The 20,547-nt window shown below is 70.2% G+C and carries 15 protein-coding genes; 5 read left to right on the top strand and 10 right to left on the bottom strand.

What is annotated here, in order from left to right; genetic code table 11:
- Positions 1–67: 67 nt before the first annotated feature.
- Positions 68–1,294 carry a glycoside hydrolase family 64 protein gene (locus ACGFX9_RS14030; protein ID WP_393469966.1) on the top strand — a complete coding sequence of 409 codons (1,227 nt, stop codon included), beginning with the start codon at positions 68–70 and terminating at the stop codon, positions 1,292–1,294.
- Positions 1,295–1,400: 106 nt separating this feature from the next.
- On the opposite strand, the gene ACGFX9_RS14025 is transcribed toward ACGFX9_RS14030, so the two are convergent.
- From ACGFX9_RS14025 to ACGFX9_RS14010, 4 genes are all read right to left on the bottom strand, one after another.
- Positions 1,401–1,643, bottom strand: coding sequence for a chaplin (locus ACGFX9_RS14025; RefSeq protein WP_393469963.1), 243 nt, complete (start codon positions 1,641–1,643; stop codon positions 1,401–1,403).
- A gap of 180 nt (positions 1,644–1,823) precedes the next feature.
- Positions 1,824–2,840 carry a LacI family DNA-binding transcriptional regulator gene (locus ACGFX9_RS14020; RefSeq protein WP_393469960.1) on the bottom strand — a complete coding sequence of 339 codons (1,017 nt, stop codon included), beginning with the start codon at positions 2,838–2,840 and terminating at the stop codon, positions 1,824–1,826.
- Between the two features lie 98 nt (positions 2,841–2,938).
- Complete coding sequence (locus ACGFX9_RS14015; RefSeq protein ID WP_393469957.1) at positions 2,939–4,528, bottom strand: GMC family oxidoreductase; 1,590 nt, start codon at positions 4,526–4,528, stop codon at positions 2,939–2,941.
- A gap of 182 nt (positions 4,529–4,710) precedes the next feature.
- A complete protein-coding gene (locus ACGFX9_RS14010) occupies positions 4,711–5,751 on the bottom strand; it encodes a multicopper oxidase domain-containing protein (protein ID WP_393469953.1) in 1,041 nt (346 codons plus the stop codon).
- A 380-nt stretch (positions 5,752–6,131) separates the two neighbouring features.
- Between ACGFX9_RS14010 and ACGFX9_RS14005 the strand changes: the two genes are divergently transcribed.
- From ACGFX9_RS14005 to ACGFX9_RS13995, 3 genes are all read left to right on the top strand, one after another.
- Positions 6,132–8,546, top strand: a complete 2,415-nt coding sequence (locus ACGFX9_RS14005) for a ThuA domain-containing protein (RefSeq protein ID WP_393470506.1) — start codon at positions 6,132–6,134, stop codon at positions 8,544–8,546.
- The gene (locus ACGFX9_RS14000) at positions 8,543–10,750 is read left to right on the top strand and encodes an OmpL47-type beta-barrel domain-containing protein (RefSeq protein ID WP_393469950.1); all 2,208 of its coding nucleotides are present in this window, start codon (positions 8,543–8,545) and stop codon (positions 10,748–10,750) included. The genes ACGFX9_RS14005 and ACGFX9_RS14000 overlap by 4 nt, the downstream gene beginning before the upstream one ends.
- Before the next feature lie 77 nt (positions 10,751–10,827).
- Entirely contained in the window at positions 10,828–12,951 is a 2,124-nt protein-coding gene (locus tag ACGFX9_RS13995; RefSeq protein WP_393469947.1) for a HEAT repeat domain-containing protein, read from the top strand.
- Between the two features lie 47 nt (positions 12,952–12,998).
- On the opposite strand, the gene ligD is transcribed toward ACGFX9_RS13995, so the two are convergent.
- Entirely contained in the window at positions 12,999–14,027 is a 1,029-nt protein-coding gene (gene ligD, locus ACGFX9_RS13990; RefSeq protein WP_393469944.1) for a non-homologous end-joining DNA ligase, read from the bottom strand.
- A 73-nt stretch (positions 14,028–14,100) separates the two neighbouring features.
- Between ligD and ACGFX9_RS13985 the strand changes: the two genes are divergently transcribed.
- The gene (locus tag ACGFX9_RS13985) at positions 14,101–15,162 is read left to right on the top strand and encodes an ATP-dependent DNA ligase (RefSeq protein ID WP_393469941.1); all 1,062 of its coding nucleotides are present in this window, start codon (positions 14,101–14,103) and stop codon (positions 15,160–15,162) included.
- A gap of 15 nt (positions 15,163–15,177) precedes the next feature.
- On the opposite strand, the gene ACGFX9_RS13980 is transcribed toward ACGFX9_RS13985, so the two are convergent.
- Genes ACGFX9_RS13980 through ACGFX9_RS13960 form a run of 5 tightly spaced genes read right to left on the bottom strand, consistent with a single transcriptional unit; the run spans position 15,178 to position 20,522 of the window.
- The gene (locus ACGFX9_RS13980) at positions 15,178–16,449 is read right to left on the bottom strand and encodes a vanadium-dependent haloperoxidase (protein ID WP_393469936.1); all 1,272 of its coding nucleotides are present in this window, start codon (positions 16,447–16,449) and stop codon (positions 15,178–15,180) included.
- Positions 16,446–17,792, bottom strand: coding sequence for an LLM class flavin-dependent oxidoreductase (locus ACGFX9_RS13975; protein ID WP_393469933.1), 1,347 nt, complete (start codon positions 17,790–17,792; stop codon positions 16,446–16,448). Before ACGFX9_RS13975 ends, ACGFX9_RS13980 begins: the two co-directional genes overlap by 4 nt.
- Positions 17,789–18,601 carry an ABC transporter ATP-binding protein gene (locus ACGFX9_RS13970; RefSeq protein WP_393469930.1) on the bottom strand — a complete coding sequence of 271 codons (813 nt, stop codon included), beginning with the start codon at positions 18,599–18,601 and terminating at the stop codon, positions 17,789–17,791. The genes ACGFX9_RS13975 and ACGFX9_RS13970 overlap by 4 nt, the downstream gene beginning before the upstream one ends.
- Positions 18,577–19,431: an ABC transporter permease gene (locus ACGFX9_RS13965; protein ID WP_393469926.1), complete on the bottom strand. Its 855-nt coding sequence runs from the start codon at positions 19,429–19,431 to the stop codon at positions 18,577–18,579. Before ACGFX9_RS13965 ends, ACGFX9_RS13970 begins: the two co-directional genes overlap by 25 nt.
- The gene (locus tag ACGFX9_RS13960) at positions 19,428–20,522 is read right to left on the bottom strand and encodes an ABC transporter substrate-binding protein (protein ID WP_393469922.1); all 1,095 of its coding nucleotides are present in this window, start codon (positions 20,520–20,522) and stop codon (positions 19,428–19,430) included. The genes ACGFX9_RS13965 and ACGFX9_RS13960 overlap by 4 nt, the downstream gene beginning before the upstream one ends.
- Positions 20,523–20,547 lie beyond the last annotated feature (25 nt).

Raw genomic sequence — 20,547 nt, 5'->3', positions numbered from 1 at the left:
CCGGCCATCCCCCACGGCCCCGCCGCATCCCCCGCCTGTTCCCCCCACACATCCCGGGAGACCTTCCGTGATATCGCGTCGAGTGTTCCTGTCCACTGCCGCCGGCGCCGCCGGAGCCCTCACCTATCCGGTCTGGGGCAGCACCCTCAGCCCCAGCGCCAAGGCGGCCCCCGCGACCTGCGAACTCGCCCTCCAGAACAAGTCGTTGCCCGGCACCGTGCGCGCCTACGTCACCGGCCACGAGCAGGGCACCGACCGCTGGGTCCTGCTGAAGCCGGACGGTGGCGTCTACCGCCCCGACTCACCCTCCGCCCCGCAGACCCCTCTGCCGGTCGACTGCGCGATCCCGCTCGGCGCCGCGGGTTCCGCGCCGAAGATCCTGACGCTCCCTCAGATGTACGGCGCCCGCGTCTACTTCGTACGGGACGACAAGCTGGACTTCTTCCTCAACCCCGGCCCTTCGCTCGTCGAGCCCGCGTTCGCGACCAAGGAAGACGCCAACTACGCGCGCACCTGGTCGTTCTGTGAGTTCACCTTCAACAGCTCGCAGCTGTACGCCAACATCAGCTACGTGGATCTCGTGACCGCGCTGCCCATCGGCCTGACGCTGGAAGGGGACGCCACACACACGGTGGCGCCGCTGCCGGACGGAGCCGTGGACAAGATCGCCGCCGATCTCGCCGCCCAGCAGGCCAAGGACGGGCAGCCGTGGGGTGACCTGGTGATCCGGGGGGACAGCGGCGACGTACTGCGCGTCATCTCGCCGCAGAATCTCATGGCCCCGTACTTCGACCGGCCCGACCAGATGCCGTTCCGCGACGTGTGGAACAGCTACATCGACCAGACGTGGGAGAAGTACCGCGGCACCGACCTGAAGATCGATCTGCAGGGCGGCCGGGGCGTGTTCACCGGACGGGTGAGCGGCGACACACTGACGTTCAACGGCGGACACTCGTTCCCGAAGCCGACGTCGAAGGACATCTTCACCTGCAACCACGGGCCGTTCACCAACAACCCGGGCGACCCTGACGACAAGAAGGGGCTGCTTGCCCGGCTCGCGGCGGGGTTCAACCGCAGCATCATGCTGACCAACCCGGAACAGCCGAACGGGGCCGGATCAGGGGACTACTACAAGGGCGATGTGACCAACCACTGGGCGCGGGTGGTGCACGGCAACTCGCCCATCGGGTACGCCTTCCCGTACGACGACGTCCGGCCGGACGGGGAGCCCGACGTGTCCGGAGCCGCACATGACGGCAATCCGCGGCGGTTCACGGTGAGCGTCGGCGCCTAGCGTCCCGGCCCGGGCCTCCCCTGCCCCCACGTACGCCGCCCCGTCGCGCGCTGGTCGCGACGGGGCGGTGTGCCGTCCGGCAGCCATCGCCCGCCGGTCCGGAGGCTTACTTGCAGTGGTTCCCTGCGGCCGGGTTGAGGAGGCCGACGACGTTCACGGAGTTGCCGCACACGTTGATGGGAATGTCAACGGGGACCTGGATGACGTTGCCGCTGAGGACGCCCGGCGAGTTCTGTGCCGTGCCCCCGGCGTGGGCGCCGGGGCCCGGGTTGGCGACGGCGGAGCCGGCCCCGCCGATGACGGTGACCGCGGTGAACGCCGCTGCTGCCAGGATCGCGCACTTGCGCATGGTGTTACCTCCGTTGAGGGGAAGTGCTGAAGCGAGCCTCACCCGGAGACGGTGCGATAAAAACGCCGGGTGGACCGTGCGGGGTAACGAAGGCACCCTTTCGTGGGACGAAAGGCGGTCATCACCCTGTCCCGACTTCCGACTTCGCCTCCGACCGCGCCCACGAGGAGTCGCCCCCCCCTACGCCGATCCCCTGCGCACCAGCTCCGTGGACAGCACCACACTCTGAGCCGGGACATCACGCGCCAGCAGCATGCGCGCCATCAACCGGCCCATCCCCTCGATGTCCTGACGCACCGTCGTAAGCGGCGGATCCATCTGCTCGGCCACCGGCAGCATGTCGTCGAAGCCGACCACCGCGACATCCTCCGGCACCCGCCTCCCCCGCTCCCGCAGCACCCTCATCGCCCCCGCCGCCGACAGGTCGTTCGCGGCGAAGACGGCGTCCACGTCCGGGACCCGGTCGAGGAGTTCGCGCATCGCGCGCTCGCCCCCTGCCGGGGTGAAGTCGCCCTCCGCGACCAGCCTCTCCCCCATCTCGGGCACGACATCGCGGAAGCCGTCCAGGCGGTCCACCGCCGACGTCTGGTCGAGTGCGCCCGTGATGTGCGCGATGCGGCTGCGGCCGAGCGAGACCAGATGGCGTACGGCATCCCGCGCACCGCCGCGGTTGTCGCAGTCGACGTACGGGGACGTCACCGTCCCCTCCGGCCACCCCGGGCGCCCGCCGAACACCGTCGGCACGCCCGCGCCCTGGATGATGCCGGGCAGCGGGTCGTCGAGGTGCAGGGAGAAGACGAGGGCGCCGTCGACGTGCCCGCCGGACAGATAGCGGCCGACCCGTACGTGATCGTCCCGGCCCTCGGTCAGGAGCAGCACAAGCTGGACGTCACGTGACGTCAACTCCTTGCTGATGCCCCGCAGTTGCAGAGCGAAGAAGGGGTCGGCGAAGACCCGGGTCTCCGGTTCGGCGATCACCACGGCTACCGCGTCGTGGCGGCGGGTCACCAGACTGCGGGCGGCGCGGTTCGGTACGTAGCCGAGCTCGTCGACCGCCCGCTTGACCTTCTCGGCGAGCGCCTCGCGTACGCCCGTGTCGCCGTTGACGACGCGGGACACCGTGGCCCGGGAGACTCCGGCGCGGGCGGCCACGGCCTCCAGTGTGGGGCGCGGGGCAGCGCTCGGCGGCTCGGTCACGTGGGGGCTCCTCGGTGGCGGCTGGCTGGTACGCGCAGGTCAGGATACGACTGACCGGCGAGGCGGGCGGAGCCACCCACCCGCCTCGCCTCGTCGCGTCACTTCGTCGCGTCCGCCCTGATCAGCTCGGCCGCCTTCTCCGCGAGCGCCACCGTCGGGGCCTGCGTGTGACCGCGCGTGATCCGCGGCATGACGGAGGCGTCCACCACCCGTAGCGCCTGTGTTCCCCTCACCCGCAGCGCCGGGTCCGTGACCGACTCCTCGTCGCTGCCCATCCGGCAGGTGCCGACCGGGTGGTAGAGCGTCTCGGCCGCCCCGCGGATCGAGCGGGCGAGCGTCGCGTCGTCGACCGCGCCCGGATACGGCGCGAGCGGATCCGATGTGTACGGCGCGAGGGCGCGGCCCGCGAGCAGTTCCTCGGCGCGGCGCACCCCGGCGACGAGCGTGCGGAGGTCGGCCTCCGCCGTGAGGTAGCCCGGGTCTATGTGGGGCGCCGAACCGACACCCGGCCCCTTCGGCGTGATCCGGCCCTCGCTCTCCGGCTGGAGCAGCACCACGCCGATCGTGATTCCGTGTTCGGTGGGCGGGGTCAGGCCGTGGTTGACGAAGGGGACCGGGGCGTAGATCAACTCGACGTCGGGCGCCGTCAGTTCGGGCCTCGTCTTGATGAAGGCGACGGCTTCGCCCACGTTCGACGTGAGGGGGCCGCGCCCGGCGAGCAGGAATCGGCCGACGTTGGCCAGGGAGTCCGCGCCGGTCAGCGTGATGGGCTGCGGGCAGCGCACGGTGACCGGGTAGGAGAGGTGGTCCTGGAGGCGGCGGCCGACGCCCGGGGAGGCGACGCGCGTACTGATGCCCGCCCTCGCGAGGTCGTCCGGGTCGCCGATGCCGGAGGCCTGGAGAAGCTGCGGGGAGCCGATGGCGCCCGCGCTGAGGATCACTTCGCGGCGGGCGATCAGCTTCCCGGGGACCCCGTCGGCGATGACACCGGCCACGCGCGTCCCGTCCAGCTCCAGCCTGCGGACCCGCGCGTCGGTCAGGACGTCCAGGTTGCGGCGGCGCCTCGCGGGCTTCAAATAGCCGTCGACGGTGCTCCAGCGGCGGCCTCGGCGCTGGTTTACCGGGGTGAGCGCGAAGCCGCTGTGGTCGGGCCCGTTCAGCTGCCTCAGCTCGCGAAGGCCGGTCTCGCGGCAGGCGTCGAGGAACGCGGTGGTCGTCAAGTTGAGGTCGCGGGGCGGGGAGATCCTCAGCGGCCCTTCGGTTCCGTACGCGCTGCCGGTGGCGGCCGGGCCCGTCCACCGCTCGGCGCGCCTGAAGTAGGGCTCAAGGGCGTCGTAGGACCATTCGGGCCCCGCGGCCTCGCCCCAGGCGTCGTAGTCGTCGCGGTGGCCGCGCACCCACATCATGGCGTTCAGCGAGGAGCAGCCGCCCAGGGTGTGGCCGCGTGGCCAGTACAGTTCGCGGCCGTTGAGGGCGGGCTGCTTCGCGGTGGTGAAGTCCCAGTCGTAGGGCGTCTTGAACAGCTTCGGGAAGGCGGCCGGTATACGGATCTCGGGCTTGCGGTCACGTGGTCCGGATTCGACGAGCGCCACTCGTATCGCGGGATCCTCGGAGAGGCGTGCGGCGAGGACGCACCCCGCGGAGCCCGCACCGACGATGACGTAGTCGTACACGCTGTCCTTGCTCAACTCGACTCCCTGGGGCGTCAGTTAGCGCGCATGGATGAGGCGTACAAGGAGTACACCCAACGTGTACCGCCGGGTAAGGAGATGGCGCGCGGATCGGCGTGTCCCACAACATCTCCACGTGGCGTCCGCCTCTGGCCCGCATCGGCCCCCGGCATCCGGCGCGCCCGCCCTGTCGGGCGCCTCTAGCCGTGATCGTGCCCGGCCGCCCCAGGCTCCCCGGACGCCCCGGACTCCCCGGAGTCGGCCCCACCGGAGTCGCTCGCCCCAGTCGCGTGATGCGGCTCGTAGTCCGGGATCGTCCCGTCCGCCTTCTTGACCAGGAACAGGCCCGCCATCCCCATGTCCGAGTGGCTCTGCACATGGCAGTGGTACATCCAGGCGCCCGCGCCCACCCCCTCCCCCGCGATGACCTGGAAGCCGAACGAGTCCCCCGGGCCGGTGATCTTGTCGTCGAGGATCTGGCTCGGGTCTTCGGGGCCGGTGAGCAGGCCCGTGCGGTTGTCCGCCCAGCGGTGACCGTGGACGTGGAACGTGTGGTAATACTCGCCGTGCGTGATGGAGACGAACTCGACCCGATCCCCCACCGTGGCCTCGAAGTTGGGGGTGTCGTGTCCCGCCTTGTTGTTGATCGTCATGTCGTTGAAGACGATCGTGAACGTCTTGTCCGGCAGCAGGTCGCCCTTACGGCGCACGATCAGCGGTCCGTAGAGCCCCTTGCGCACCCCGCCGGTGCCGTGGTCGGTGCCGACGACGTGGTCGTGGTAGTGCCAGTAACCCGCGGTACCGGGGCGCCAGGTGCCGTCCTTGCGTCGGCCCGGCGCGTGCGTACGCCAGGTGTACGTCCGCTTGCCGCCCGGCTCGACGTCGCTCTTGGTGTGCTTCGTGCCGTCGCTGGAGATCTCGTAGTCCATGCCGTGCACGTGCAGGCTGGCGTTCACGTCCATCGTGTTCTCGAACTCGATGTGCAGCGTGTCGCCCTCGTTCAGCTCGATGAGCGGGCCGGGGACGGTCGCCTTGCCCTTCTCCAGGCCGTAACCCATCTGCCCGTCCGGCAGCTTCTCCGCGAACATCTTGATGCGGCGCACCTCGCCGCCCGCCGGCGCGGTCTTCGGCCCTTCGGCCGTGCTCGCCTCGGGCGCGGTCGCCAGCGACAACGATGTCACCCCTGCCGTCGCGACCGCCCCACCCACGAGCATCCGCCGGTTGAAGCTCCGTCGGTCCATGCCGAACTCCCCACTGCGGTACGGAGACTGACGGGGCGCAGGTGGCCCCGGGGACGGCCACACGGTAGCGAGGGAATCTTCGTTTATCCACACTCAGGACAAAGTTCGCGGAATTCCGGTGATACCTCTTGGCGAGTGGCAAAAAGAAGTCTAGCTTCATCCGCGCCTGTTGCTGTGACCGACGAGGGGTGGGTGTACTCATGCGGCTCACACCGCATCAAGAGCCCTTGGCTGTACGAGGGTTGAGCAGAGTCAGACGCAGACCGAACCGCAAGAACCGGACCGAGAACCGGACCGGGAGCCGGAACCGGAACCAGAACCGGAGCCCGAACCGCATCCGCTCGCGCCGCGCCTGGGCCGCCGCCCTGCTCTCCGGAGCCATGGTCACCGGCGCCCTCTCCGCGCAGGCCGCGACCGCGCGGCCCTATCCCGAGCCACCGTTGACAACGATGTCCCTCCCCTCGCCGCCAGGCCAGGCGAACGTGCGCGTCCTCGTCTTCCACGGATCGGCCGCGGGCGGCGACGAGTCCCCCGTCGTCAACGCGGGCATCGAGGCCATCGAGAAGATCGGCCTGTCCGGCCCGGCCGCCCAGCGGTTCAAGATCGAGGCGACCGACGACCCAGCGGTCTTCACGAACGAGACCAAGCTCGGCAAGTTCAACGCGGTCGCCTTCCTGACCGGCGGCGGCGACATCCTCGACCCGGAGCAGGAGGCGGGTCTCGAGGCCTACATGGAGGCGGGCGGCGGCTTCCTCGGCGTCCATGACGCGGCCCGCGCCGAGCCGTACTCGAACTGGTTCACCGGCCTGATCGGCGCTCGCCCCGCCGATTCCAGCCCCACGAACGTACAGCGCGCCACCGTCGAGGTCGGCGACCGGGAGAATCCGGCGACCAAGGACCTGCCCCTGCAGTGGAAGCGCCCCGACCAGTGGCTGAACTGGACCAAGAACCCGTCCGGTGACGTGCACACTGTGGCCCGCGTACGCGAGTCGACGTACCAGCCGGGCGCGAGCAAGAACGGCGCGGACCACCCGGTCTCCTGGTGCCGTGACTACGACGGCGGACGCTCCTTCTACACCGGCATGGGCGGCACGGCGTCCTCGTACGACGAGACCGACTTCCGCCAGCACCTGCGCGGCGCCCTGCTGTGGACGACCCGCATCGCGCGCGCCGACTGCAAGTCGACGATCAACGCCAACTACAAGGCGACGCGTCTGACCCAGCCCAACCAGCCGGGCCAGAACGACCAGATCGGCGAGCCGCACGGCCTGGTCACCGCGCCCGACGGCCGCGTCTTCTACATCGGCCGCGGCGGCGCCGACTCCTCCCAGCCGGTCATCACCGACTGGAACAACCCGGACATCGGCAAGGGCAAGGGCGAGATCCACGTCTACGACCCCAAGACCAAGAAGACGGCCCTCGCGGGAGCGCTCACCGTCTTCGGCAACAAGGGCGGCGGCGATGAGCTGATCAAGGTCGAAGAGGGACTGCTCGGGATTGAGCTGGACCCGAAGTTCGAGCAGAACGGCTGGGTGTATCTGCACTACACGCCCCACTCGAAGATCAACCGTGAGACGCACATGGCCGAGCGCTATGTCTCGCGCTTCACGCTCGACCAGACCACGAACAAGCTGGACCTCGCGAGCGAGAAGGTCCTGCTCAAGTGGCCGGTGCAGATCCACAGTTGCTGCCACGCGGGCGGCGGGATGGCCTGGGACTCCAAGGGCAATCTCTACATCGCCACCGGTGACAACAACTCCTCGGGCTTCAGCGACGGTTACTCGGGCAACAACCCGCAGCCGAACTTCAAGGGCGTCTCCTTCGCCGACGCGCGCCGCACTGCGGGCAACACCAACAACCTCAACGGCAAGATCCTGCGCATCCACCCGGAGGCCGACGGGACGTACACGCTCCCCGACGGCAACCTCTTCACGGGCAAGGAGCCGGACGAGGGCGGCGGCAAGACGCGCGGCGAGATCTATGTGATGGGCGTCAGGAACCCGGCGCGCATCTCCATCGACAAGAAGACCGACACGCTGTACGCGGGTTGGGTCGGCCCGGACGCCGGTGCGCCGTCGACTACGTGGGGCCCGGCGAAGTACGACACGTTCGCCGCGATCACGCATGCGTCCAACCGCGGCTGGCCGTACTGCATGGGCAACAACCAGCCCTACCGCGACCGCAATCTGCCGGACCCGACGAAGCCGCTGGGCTGGTACGACTGCAAGAAGCTCAAGAACGAGTCGCCCAACAACGACGGCCTGGTGAACATCCCGCCGGCCGAGCCGAACAACATCTGGTACTCGCCGCAGGGCGGCGGCATCGACTACCCGCGCGACGCGAACGGCGTCCCGAGCTACAAGACGGAGGAGCAGAAGCAGCTCCTGCCGTGGCTCAAGGGCGGCGGCCAGGCCACGATGAACGGCCCGGTCTACCGCTACGACGCCGCGAGCACCAGCGCGGACAAGTGGCCTTCGTACTGGGACGGCAAGTGGTTCGTCGGTGACTTCTACGACGGCGACCAGCCGCGGCACGCGGTGCTCACCGACCCGAAGACGGTCGGCAGCGGTGGTCTTCCGACGCACGCCGAATCGCTGAAGAAGATCATCCCGATCGGCAACGACGGCATCAAGAACCTCATGGACTGGAAGTTCGCCCCCGACGGTTCGCTCTACGTCCTGGACTACGGCCGCGGTTTCTTCACCTCGGACCCCAAGTCGGCTCTGTGGCGCGTCACTTACTCGGGCGGCGAGGCCACGCCGGCCGCCAAGGACCTGGCAAGGAGGGCGGGATGACATTGCCCGCGATACGCAAGCGAAGACTCTGGACGGCGCTTCTCGCGTCGCTCCTGATGGTGCTCGGCCTGACGTCGACGGCCGCGAGCCAGCCCGACAACCCAGGCGCCGCGGCCGCCCAGACACTGACCTGGACCGCGAACAACGGCATCGACAAGTACGCATCCGCGCCCGCCACGGCGGTCGCGGGCGCGACGACGATCGTCTTCGAGAACAGCGTGGCGACCGGCAACGACACGGGCATGCCGCACACGCTGACATTCGACGTCTCCGACCCCGAGTACAACAACGACGTACCACTGAACATCCTGGCCAACCCGAACGACGACCAGGGCGGCAAGCACACCGCCGAGGTCACCCTCACGCCCGGCCGTTACCGCTACCACTGCACGATCCCCGGCCACGGCTCGATGCAGGGCATCCTCGTGGTGACCGAGGGCGGCGGCGAGGACACCACGGCTCCCGAGACCGCTGCCAAGGTCGAGGGGCAGACCAACGCCGATGGCGCGTACGTCGGTTCCGCCACCGTCTCGGTGACGGCGACCGACGCGGGCTCGGGCGTCGACAAGACCGAGTTCGCGGTCGGAGCGGACGGCGCCTGGCAGCCGTACACGGCGCCCGTGGTCGTCGACCAGGTCGGCACCCACAAGATCCGCTATCGGGCGAGCGACAAGGCGGGCAACGTGGCGGCGGAGAAATCCGTCGACTTCACGGTGGTCCCGCCGTCGACCGACGACAAGACGCCACCGGAGACCTCGGCCACGGTGAGCGGCGAGAAGAACGACAAGGGCGAGTACGTCGGGATGGCGACCGTCACCGTGACGGCGTCCGACACCGGCTCCGGCGTCAACAAGATCGAGTACGCGATCGGGGACGGCGGCGCCTGGACGGCGTACACAGCGCCGGTCATGGTCCACGCGGCGGGCGCGCACAAGATCCGCTACCGCGCGTCCGACAAGGCGGGGAACCAGGCGGCGGAGAAGTCCGTCGAGTTCACCGTGGTCACGCCGCCGGTCGAGGACAAGACGCCGCCGGAGACGGCCGCGAAGGTCGAGGGCGACAAGAACTCGGACGGCGCGTACGTCGGCAAGGCGAAGGTGACAGTCACCGCGACGGACGCCGACTCGGGCGTCGACAAGGTCGAGTACTCCCTCGACGGCGGTCCGTATCTCGCGTACGCCGCTCCGGTCGTCGTCGACCGCGTGGGCCGGCACACGGTGGCGTACCGCGCGAGCGACAAGGCGGGCAACACCTCGGCGGCCAAGGACGTCTCCTTCACCGTCGCGGAGGGCGGCGGGGTTCCCGCCCCCAACTGCCCCGAGTTCGACGAGCGGTTGACGGTCATCGTCGGAACGGTCGACACCGGTATCCCGAACCGCGTCACCAACAACCGGTGCCGCATCAACGAGTTGATCGAGGACGAGAAGGAGTGGACGTCCCACGCGCTCTTCCTGAAGCACGTCAAGAGCGTCACGGACAAGCTCCTGAAGGCCGGTGAGATCGACCAGCGCGAGTACAACAAGATCAACCGCGCCGCCAAGCAGTCCGGTATCGGCAAGCCCGGCCAGACGGAGGGCTACCGCAAGATCTTCGACGGCACCCAGGACTCCCTCAACAAGTGGGAGCAGGTGGGCGGCGGCAAGTTCGGCCTGAACGCGGATGGTTCGATCACCAGCAGCACGACCGTCGAGGGCATGGGCATGCTGTGGTTCCCCGAGCGCAAGTACGGCGACTTCTCGCTGAAGCTCCAGTGGCGGGACGACGCGCCGGGCAACGGAAACGCCAACGGCGGTGTCTTCGTGCGCTTCCCACAGGTCCACGACCACCCGGAGGAGTCACGTCCGGAGTGGGTCGCCATCAAGTACGGGCACGAGGTGCAGGTGCTCGACAAGCCTGACGGCGACATGTACAAGACGGGGTCGATCTACGGCTTCGACCGGGTGGGCCTCGGCGGCGCCGGCGTCACCCCGAAGGGCACGTGGAACGACTACGAGATCCGGGTGGTGGACCAGCACTACTCGGTCTACCGCAACGGCGTCCTGCTGAACGAGTTCGACAACACGGGCGGCCAGGACTTCACACCGCCGCGTGGCGACGACCCCGGCACGGACGGACGGCGGTACTCGTCCGGCTATGTCGGGCTGCAGGTGCACGGGGTCACGGACGTGATCTCGTACCGGGACATCAGGGTCAAGGAGCTGTAGGAGGAGAAACCCCCTGATCAGCCTCGGCGCCCTCGCCCCCTCATGGGGCGGGGGCGCCGTTGTCAGTGGCGTGCGGCATGCTTTTGATCAACAGGTACGAGCACGGGGGAAGCGGGGCAGCTGGGATGTTCGCGGGGATCGACGACATCGACTGGGCGTCGATGAATCACGCGTACGGCGACGCTTCGGACGTGCCGGATCTGCTGCGCGGCCTCGCGTCTGCGGACCCGGCGGAGCGGGAGGTGGCGCTGGACGGGATGTACGGGGCGGTGCATCACCAGGGGGATGTGTACGACTCTACGGTCGCCTGCGTCCCCTATCTCTTCGACCTGTTGGACCATGCGTCGGTCGAGGACAAGGGCTCGATCGTGGATCTGCTGCGCAGCGTCGCCGGTGCGCAGGAGCCAGACCCCGAGGAGATCGGCGGGCTCTTCGAGGACGAGGCGGAGGACGCGGAGTGGGTGGCGAATTTCGTGGACGCCGCCGCGCTGGTGCGGGGGCGCGCCGACTTCTTCCTGGAGCGCGTCGCCGATCCCGATCCGGGTCTACGCGCGGCGGTGCCGGGTGCGCTGGCCCATCTGCACGGCGATCCCGCTCGCGTGTTCGCCGCGCTGCGGACCCGGCTCGCCGAGGAGCAGGACAGCGAGGTCGTACGTTCTCTGGCGGCCGCGATCGGCAGGCTCGGCGTGGACCACGGGGAACTGCTCGGGGCGGAGGCGGGTGCCTGCCTGGCCGGAGTCCTGTCGTCGAGGACTGCCGATCCGGAGCTCCAGCTCACGATCCTCGCCCAACTGGCCCGGTGCGCACCGCACTTGCTACCCCCGGACAGCGTGGGGATCGCGGCGGACGTGATGCGGATCGCGTACGAGAGCGCGCGAGAGGAGACGAAGGCAACCGCCGGGCCCGAACGGCCACGTACAGACACGATGGTGTCGTACCTGCGGGACCTGGAGACAGCGCACCGGGCGAGCATCGACGCCGACCTCACCGGCGATCTGCTGAAGGATCTGCACATCGCGCTCGGTGACCGCACGGAGGAGCGGTTCGGACTGCTGCGCGCACAGCTGTGCGGTGCGGACTGGGGACAGCGCATGGCCGCGGTCGAGGAGAGCGGCCGCCTCCTGACCGGCTGGCGCGCGCCGGACGATCTCGCGGTGGCCCTGCTTGCCCGGCAGCTCGCCGCGCACGATGAGCGGCTGTCCCGGGCAGCACTGAGCGAGTTGGCGCACGTGCACCCCATCGCCCGGGTGACGGCGGACGTCCTGGAGGCGTGCCTTGTCGAGTGGGAGGACGACTGGGAACCGGGCGACTGGCAGCGTTCGCTGTTCGGCGGAGCCCTGAAGGCGCTCGCGCTGCAGGGCGACGTGCGGGCGGTCCCCCATCTCGCAGCGGCGCTGGAGAGCGGCGGCGCCATCCCGGAGTACCTTGACGACTGGGTCGAAGCGCTGGGCCCCGCGGCGAATGCCCTCGTGCCCGTCCTGCACGGCAGGCTGGCCGAGCTGAATCCCACCGCGCGCGGGGAGTCCCGTATGCGTCTGGTCAAGGCACTGGGTGTCCTGGCCCCCGCCGCGTCACTTCCCCTGATAGCCGCCGCCCTACACAGCGAGAGCGGCGGCATGACGCAGTGGGCGGCGCTGCGGGCCGTCGCACGGTTCGGCCCCGAGGCGGCTGAAACAGCCCCGCTTCTGCGGGAGTTGACGTCCGATGCAGCGGCGGGCAACCGGCTGGAGGCGGCGGACGCCCTCCGTGCGGTGACGGGCGAGACAGATCGCGTCCTGCCCGCGCTGCACGACGCCCTCGCCGGAGACCGCTGGTACGCCCGCGAGGTCGCCCTGCGCATCGCGGGCGCGCTCGGCCCCAAGGCGGAGCCGCTCGTTCCCCGGCTCCGCGAGCTGATGGCCAACGGCCGGTCGGCGCAGGTGGCGGTCGCGCTATGGAAGATACGGGGCGATGTGTCGGAGGCCCTGCCGGTGCTGCTGCATCAGTGGACGGCGGAACCGGACTCCCGCCCCGAGACGGCCGCGTGTCTCCTCGGCATGGGCGGGGCAGCGGCCCCGGCCCTCCCTTTGATCCACGGTGAACTGGCGTCCACGCGCCGCCATAACAACTACGGGGCGGAGGGCAACATGCGCTATGACGTCGCGAAGGACGAGGGCCTCCTGAGGAGCTGCCGCCGCATAGTGGCCGAACTGAGCCGCTGAGCGGTCCCGAGGCCGCTCGGGCCCGCCGCCGTCGCGCTGCCTGACGCTCAGTCCTCGTGCCTCGCCCTGCTCGGCTGCACCCGCTTCGGCTCGCCCGGCATCTTCGGGTACTCGGGCGGATAGGGCAGGTCGCCGAGGCTGTGGTCCTGTTCGTCCCTGCGGGCGAGTTCGAGGAGCGCCTCCAGACCGAAGGCGTGCTTCTCCATGTCCGCGTGTACGTCGCCGACCTGGGCGAACCGCTCCGGCATGGTGCCGATGTCGAAGTCCTCCGGGACCGCGTCGTCGATCTCGTCCCAGCGCAGCGGCGCCGACACGGGGGCGTTGGGCCGGGGCCGCACCGAGTAGGCGGAGGCGATGGTGCGGTCGCGGGCGGTCTGGTTGTAGTCGACGAAGATCTTCGCTCCCCGCTCCTCCTTCCACCACGCGGTCGTGACGGCGTCCGGCATCCGGCGCTCAAGCTCGCGCCCGCAGGCGATCGCGGCACGGCGCACCCCAGTGAAGTCCCACCGCGGTTCGATCGGCACGAAGACGTGGATGCCGCGCCCGCCGGACGTCTTGGGCCAGCCCTGGAGGCCGTACTCGTCCAGGACGGCGCGGAGCTCGTGCGCGGCGCGCACCGCGTCGGCGTAGTCCGTGCCGGGCTGCGGGTCCAGGTCGATGCGGAGTTCGTCAGGATGGTCGGTGTCGTCGCGCCGTACCGGCCAGGGGTGGAAGGTCAGCGTGTTGAACTGGGCGGCCCAGATCACGGCGGCCACCTCGGTGGGGCACATCTCGTCCGCGGTGCGGCCGCTGGGGAAGGCGATGGTGGCGGTGGGGATCCAGTCGGGGTGGTTCTTCGGGGCGCGCTTCTGGTAGAAGAACTCGCCCGCCGCGCCGTCCGGGTAGCGCTGCAGGGTCGTGGGGCGGTTCCTGAGCGCGCGCAGGATGCCGGGGCCCACGGATACGAAGTACTGGGCGACGTCCAGCTTGGTGAAGCCACGCTCGGGGAAGACCACGCGGTCGGGGCTCGACAGGCGTACCTTCCGCTCCCCCGTGTCGATCTCCACGGCCGCGCTCTTGCCCTGTGCTTCGCCCATGGAGCCACGCTAAGTGGGGTGGACAATCCCCGCACACCGGGCGATATGCGGCGAAGCACCGCAGAATCGGACCATGGATCTGCCGGTGATGCCCCCCGTCAAGCCCATGCTCGCCAAGCCCGTGGCGAGGATCCCGCCGGGCATGCAGTACGAGGCCAAGTGGGACGGCTTCCGCGCCATCGTCTTCCGGGACGGCGCCGACCTGGAGATCGGCAGCCGCACGGGCAAGCCGCTGACCCGCTATTTCCCCGAGCTGGCCCAGGCCCTCCTCGACCGCCTGCCCGCCCGTTGCGTCGTGGACGGGGAGGTCGTCATCGCCCGGAACGGCAGGCTCGACTTCGACGCGCTCACCGAGCGCATCCATCCCGCCGCCTCCCGGGTGCGGACGCTCGCCGAGCGGACCCCCGCCTCGTTCGTGGCCTTCGACCTCCTCGCCCTGGACGACGAGGCGCTCCTCGACACGCCCCTCACCGACCGGCGTACGCGCCTGGAGCGGACCCTGGAGGGCGTCAGCGCCCCCGTGCATCTCGCGCCCGCCACCACGGACCCCGAACTGGCCCGGGCATGGTTCGAGCAGTACGAGGGCGCGGGCCTCGACGGTGTCATCGCCAAGCCGCTCGACCTGCGCTACCGGCAGGACGAACGCCTGATGTTCAAGATCAAGCACGAGCGCACCGCGGACTGCGTGGTCGCGGGCTACCGCCTCCACAAGAGCGGCCCCATCGTCGGTTCGCTGCTCCTCGGCCTGTACGACGACGAGGGCGCCCTGCAGCACGTCGGTGTCTGCGCCGCGTTCACCATGCGGCGGCGCGCCGAGCTGATCGACGAGCTGGCGCCCCTGCTCATGGACTCCGCGGAGGGTCACCCCTGGGCGGCCTGGGCGGATGAGGCCGCGCACGAGACGTCCCGGATGCCGGGCGCCCCGAGCCGCTGGTCGGGCAAGAAGGACCTGTCCTGGGTGCCGCTGAGTCCCTCCCGCGTCTGCGAGGTGGCCTACGACCACATGGAGAACGGGCGGCGCTTCCGGCACACGGCCCGGTTCCGGACCTGGCGACCGGACCGTACCCCTGACAGCTGTACGTTCGCCCAGCTGGAGGAGCCGGTCCGGTACGACCTGGCGGATGTGCTGCGGTAGCCGACGCGGGCGGCGTCAGCGGGCCGGGCGCAGGAGGCCTTCGGCGTCGCGGAGCGTCTCCCCCGCCACCTGCCGGCCTAGCTTGACCCCGGCCTCGTCGGCCGCGCGGGTGTGGATGCCGGAGAAGACGCGGGCCTCCACGTTCTCCGCGGTGAGCCGGTGCCAGTCGGTGTAGGTGCGGGTCACGCCGGGTGCGGTGGGGCTTGTGAGGTCGTACGGGGCAGTGCGCGGGCCCGCGAGCGCATCGAGGACGCCTTCGGCCGCTCCGGAGTACGTGGTGTGGCCGCTCGGGTAGTCGGGGTGGGCGGGTGTGTCGTGCAGCGGGGTCCACGCCGGGTCCTGGCCGATGTCGCCGGTGCGGATCGCGGTGACCGGGCGCCAGCGCTGGTGGGCGTACTTGCTGTCGGAGGTGGCGATCTGGGTGTCGACGGACGCGACGTGGAAGAGCGCGACCAGGCGGGCGCGGGCCGCGGGCGAGCGCGGGGCCCGGTCGACGGCGACGCGCAGGGGCGCGGTGTAGAGCGTCAGCGATGAGCCGTACCAGAAGTTGGCGGTCTCGGTCTGGTGCGCGGTGCGCCTGCTGCCTTCCCTGACGCCGTAGGCGCGCACCTCGGCGAGGTCCGCCTTGTACTGCCGGGAGCCGGGCGCCGGCGGTGCGGGCAGCCGGTACTGGTCGGCGCCGCGGAGCACGAAGGGCTTGGCGAGGCGGTTGCCGTACTGCGTGGCGGGGGCGTAGGCGGGCGGGGTGGGCTGCCAGACGCCGGGGGCGGCGGGCGGCACGGTGAAGGGCGCGTTGACCGACGCGGGGTCGAGTCCGTCGCCCTCGCGGGACTTCAGGGTCAGGGCGGCCTGACGGGACCCGGCGGCCACTCCCCTGTCCTCGGCGGTGCCGTCCGGGATGGCGTCGAGGGTCTCGCGCAGCGCCGCGTCCAGCTCCCGGGTGCGGGCGGGCGCGAGGGCGATGAGCGCGTCGTGGACGGCGGAGGCGAGGGCTGCGTCCTGGTATTCGGCGCGGTCCACGCCTCGCGGGACGGTTCCGGTGGCGCGGGCGGCGGCCAGCCAACTGATCGCCCAGGTACGGTTGTTGGTCACTTGGGTGCTGGCCCCGGCCGAGGTGATGGTCTCCGCGGTCGTGTCGTACCAGTCGAGCGCCACTGACGAGCGCGATGCGGCAGCGGAAGTCACGGATGTCGGCGTCGCGGCCTCGGACGGTACCGCCGTGGAGACGGCGAGGAGAGCGGTGGCGCCGAGCGCGGTAAGTGCGGGGCGGGATCTGAACACGGTCACGAACTCTCCTTGGCGAGTGCAGAGTCGGCGTACTGGCTGGCGGGGCGGTCAAGGCCGTAGTGGTCGCGCAGGGTCGTGCCGGTGTACTCGGTGCGGAACAGGCCGCGGGAGCGCAGGATCGGCACGACGTGGTCGGCGAAGAGGTCGAAGCCGCCGGGGAGCCCTGGCGGCATGACGTTGAACCCGTCGGCCGCCCCCTGCTCGAACCACTCCTGGATCTGGTCGGCGACCTGCTCGGGCGTCCCGGCGATGACGCGGTGTCCGCGGGCCCCGGCGAGCCGGTGCAACAGGCCGCGCACCGTGGGCTGTTCACGGTCGATGATGTCGAGGATCACCTGGAAGCGGCTGCCGTTGCCGCGCTCCCCGCCGGTCTCGATGAGTTCGCGGGGTACGGGCCCGTCCAGTTGCTCGGCGGTGAGGCGCAGGCCGAGCATGCGGTGCAGGAGCTGCAACGAGTAGTCGGGCTGGGTGAGTTCGTCGAACTCGTCGTGCAGGGCGCGCGCTTCGGCCTCCGTGGAGCCGATGAAGGGGCTGATGCCGGGCAGGACGAGCACCTTGTCGGGGTCACGCCCGGCCAGCGCGACCCGCTTCTTGAGGTCGGCGTAGAAGTCCTGGCCGTTGCCGAGGGTCTGGTGCGCGGTGAACACGGCCTCCGCGTACCGCGCGGCGAAGGCACGGCCGTCCTCCGATGAGCCCGCCTGTACGTAGACGGGGCGGCCTTGCGGGGTGCGCGGGGTGTTCAGCGGGCCGCGCACCTTGAGGTGCGGCCCGGCGTGATCGATGGCGTGGATGCGGTCGGTGTCGGCGAAGAGTCCGGTCTTCTGGTCGGCGACGAGCGCCTCGTCCTCCCAGCTGTCCCAGAGTTTGGTGACGACGTCGAGGAACTCCCTTGCCCGGTCGTACCGTTCGGCGTGCACGGGGTGTGCGTCGAGGCCGAAGTTCAGGGCGGCCTGGGGCGCTCCGGTGGTGACGATGTTCCACCCCGCGCGGCCACGGCTGAGGTGGTCGAGCGAGGCGAAGAGCCGGGCCAGGTTGTACGGCTCGGTGTAGGTGGTGGACGCCGTCGCGATGAGGCCGACGCGTTCGGTGACGGCGGCGATCGCGGAGAGCCAGGTGAAGGGCTCCAGGCGGAAGCGGCTCGCGTAGCGGACGTTGTCGGCGAGGGCCGGACCGTCGGCGAAGAAGATCCCGTCGAAGGTGGCGGCCTCGGCGCGCCGGGCGAGGTCCTGGTAGAAGCCGATGTCCAGGAACCGCTCGGGGTCGGTGCCGTGGTGGCGCCAGGCGGCCTCGTGGTGTCCGCCGGGGTAGACGAAGAGGTTGAGGTGCAGCTCGCGGCGGCTCATGCGGCGGCCACCTCTCCCTCGCGCGTGGGCTCGGCGCTCCCGGTACTTCCGGGGTCACCGTCGGCCGGATCGACTCCGAGTTGCCGCAGCAGCCGCCCCCGCAGTGCCGCGTACTGAGGCGTCCCCTGCCCGCGCGGCGCGGGCAGGTCCACCGTCACGTCGGCCGCGATGCGCCCCTCGTCCAGGACCACCACCCGGTCGGCGAGGACGATCGCCTCGTCGACGTCATGGGTGACCAGGAGCACGGCGGGGCGGTGCGCCTCGCACAGGCGCCGCAGCAAGGCGTGCATACGGATCCGTGTGAGCGCGTCAAGGGCGCCGAACGGCTCGTCGGCGAGGAGGAGTTGGGGCTCGCGCACCAGGGAGCGGGCGAGCGAGACCCGCTGCTGTTCGCCGCCGGACAGGTCCGCGGGCCAGGCGTTCTCGCGGCCCGCGAGGCCCACCTCGGCGAGCGCCGCCTGTCCGCGCTCACGTGCGCCCGGACCTGTGAGTCCGAGGACGACGTTGTCCAGGACGCGCTTCCAGGGCAGCAGCCGGGCGTCCTGGAAGACGACCGACACATCGCCGGGCGCCGACAGTTCGCCGCTGCCCGCCACCTCGTGGTCGAGCCCCGCGAGGGCTCGCAGGAGCGTGGACTTCCCGGAGCCACTGCGCCCGAGGAGCGCCACGAACTCCCCTGCGCCGATGACGAGTTCGAGGTGGTCCAATATCGTGCGGTCGCCGAAGGAGCGTACGAGCCCTTCGATCCGGACCGTCGGCCCGTCGACCGTCGGGCCATCGACAGTCAGCCCGCCAGTGTGCGTCGCCATGACAGTGCCTTCCTCTCCACGAGCCGGACCAGTGCGTCCGAGATGAGGCCGAGGAGGCCGTACACGACGAGGCCGACGATGATGATGTCGGTCTGCCCGTAGGTGCGGGCGAGCTCCATCATGTAGCCGATGCCGCTGGTCGCGTTGACCTGCTCGACCACGACGAGCGAGAGCCACGCCGCGGTGACCGCGAACCGCATGCCGAGCAGGAAGCCCGGCAGCGCGCCCGGCAGAACGACGTGGCGCACGAACCCGGCGCGCGAGAGCCGGACCGTCTCGGCGAGTTCGGCGTACCGGCCGTCGATCGTCCTGAGGCCGTTGTGGGTGTGGATGTAGACGGGTACGAACACACCGAGCGCGATGGTGATGACCTTCATCGACTCGCCGATGCCGAACCAGAGGATGAGCAGCGGGATCAGCGCGAGCGAGGGGATCGCCCGCTTGATCTGCACGGGCCCGTCGACGATGCCCTCCCCGAGCCTGCTGAGCCCCGCGACGACCGCCAGGGCGAGCCCGGCCAGAGTGCCGAACAGCAGCCCGAGGGCGGCGCGTTCGGCCGATGTGGCGAGGTTCGACTGGAGTCTCCCCTCGGCGATCAGATCACCCGCTGTGCTCACCACGGTCCAGGGCGCGGAGAGGTTACGGGCGTCGATGAACCCGGCGGCCGACCCCGCCGACCAGATCGCGAGCAGCAGCACGGGGCCGATCGCCCAGCCGTACGGGATGGGCCTGCCGGGCCCGAGCCTGCGGCGGCGGGGGCGGGAGCGCTTCTTGGCCACGGGTTCGCTGCGGGCGGCGGCCTTGGTCAGAGTCGGTGCCTGGGCGCTCATGTCCCCTCTTTCGCACCGGACTTGAGTACACCGGACTTGAGCGCACCGGACTTGATCGCGTCCGCGGCGACGGACTCGTACCGCCGGTCGAAGAGGACCTCCGCGTCGAAGGTCTTCTTTCCGGTCTCCTTCGCCAGCAGGTCGACGGTCTTCTGCTGCCGGGCGATGGCGGAGGTCCAGTCGGCCGGAATGTCGGGGTGGCCGACGCCCTTGACCAGGTACTCGCCGTCCGCGCGGCTCAGACCCTGGTCCTTGACGTAATAGCCGTCGATCCACTCCTTGGGATGCTGGTCGGCCCACTCACCTGCGCGAGCCCAGTACTTCACGAACTCCCTGATGGCGGCGGCCTTCTTGGGGTTCTCCACGGACTCGGTCGGGACCCACAGATGGCCGGGGTCGTCCCGCAGTCCGTGCTTGATCGTCTTCGCGCCGTCCTTGCCGTACTTCGCGGGGTATCGCTTGATGTTCACGCTGCCGAGCGGCGCCGCGTCGACCTGGCCGCTGCCGAGCGCGGAGGGATAGACGTCACCGGTGCTCGGCAGTTCGACCAGTTCCACGTCGTCCTTGCTGAGCCCTGCCTTGGCGAGGATGCGCAGGACGAGGGCGCCCTGCGCCTGGCCAGGGCTGTAGGCGATCTTCTTGCCGCGCAGGTCCTTCAGCGTGTCGATGTCCGCGCCCGGTGCGATGCCGAGTTCGTACGTGGGGTGCTTCAGCGGGTCCTTGCGGAATTTGGCGGCCACCAATTTCGTGTCGAGTCCCGTCCAGTGGGCGTGAATGGACGGGATTTCCGCCGCGGAGCACACATCGAGGGAATGCGCCCGGAATGCCTCGGAGCACTGGGGGCCGCCGCTGATGTTGGCCCATTTCACCTTGAAGGGAATCTTGTCGAGCTGTCCGGAGAGTTTCAGGGCGACCTGGATCTCCGGTGCCCCGATGGTGAGGGTGGTGTCCGGATCCACTTTCTCCGGGATCTTGGCGGAGACCTTCTTGGCGTCGACGGTCGTGGTCGACGAGGTGTTGCCGGCGCACCCGGCAAGGAGCAGCGGTGCGAGGAGGGCAGCGCTGAGCGCCGCCCGTATATGTGTGGGCATGACTTCTTCCCGGAGTGCGGACCTT

Origin of the sequence: Streptomyces sp. NPDC048436, assembly GCF_043200355.1 — a bacterium.
In the GTDB taxonomy this organism is placed as follows: domain Bacteria; phylum Actinomycetota; class Actinomycetes; order Streptomycetales; family Streptomycetaceae; genus Streptomyces.
Note: the sequence above shows the minus strand (reverse complement) of the source record. Positions and strands in the feature narration are given on the sequence as shown.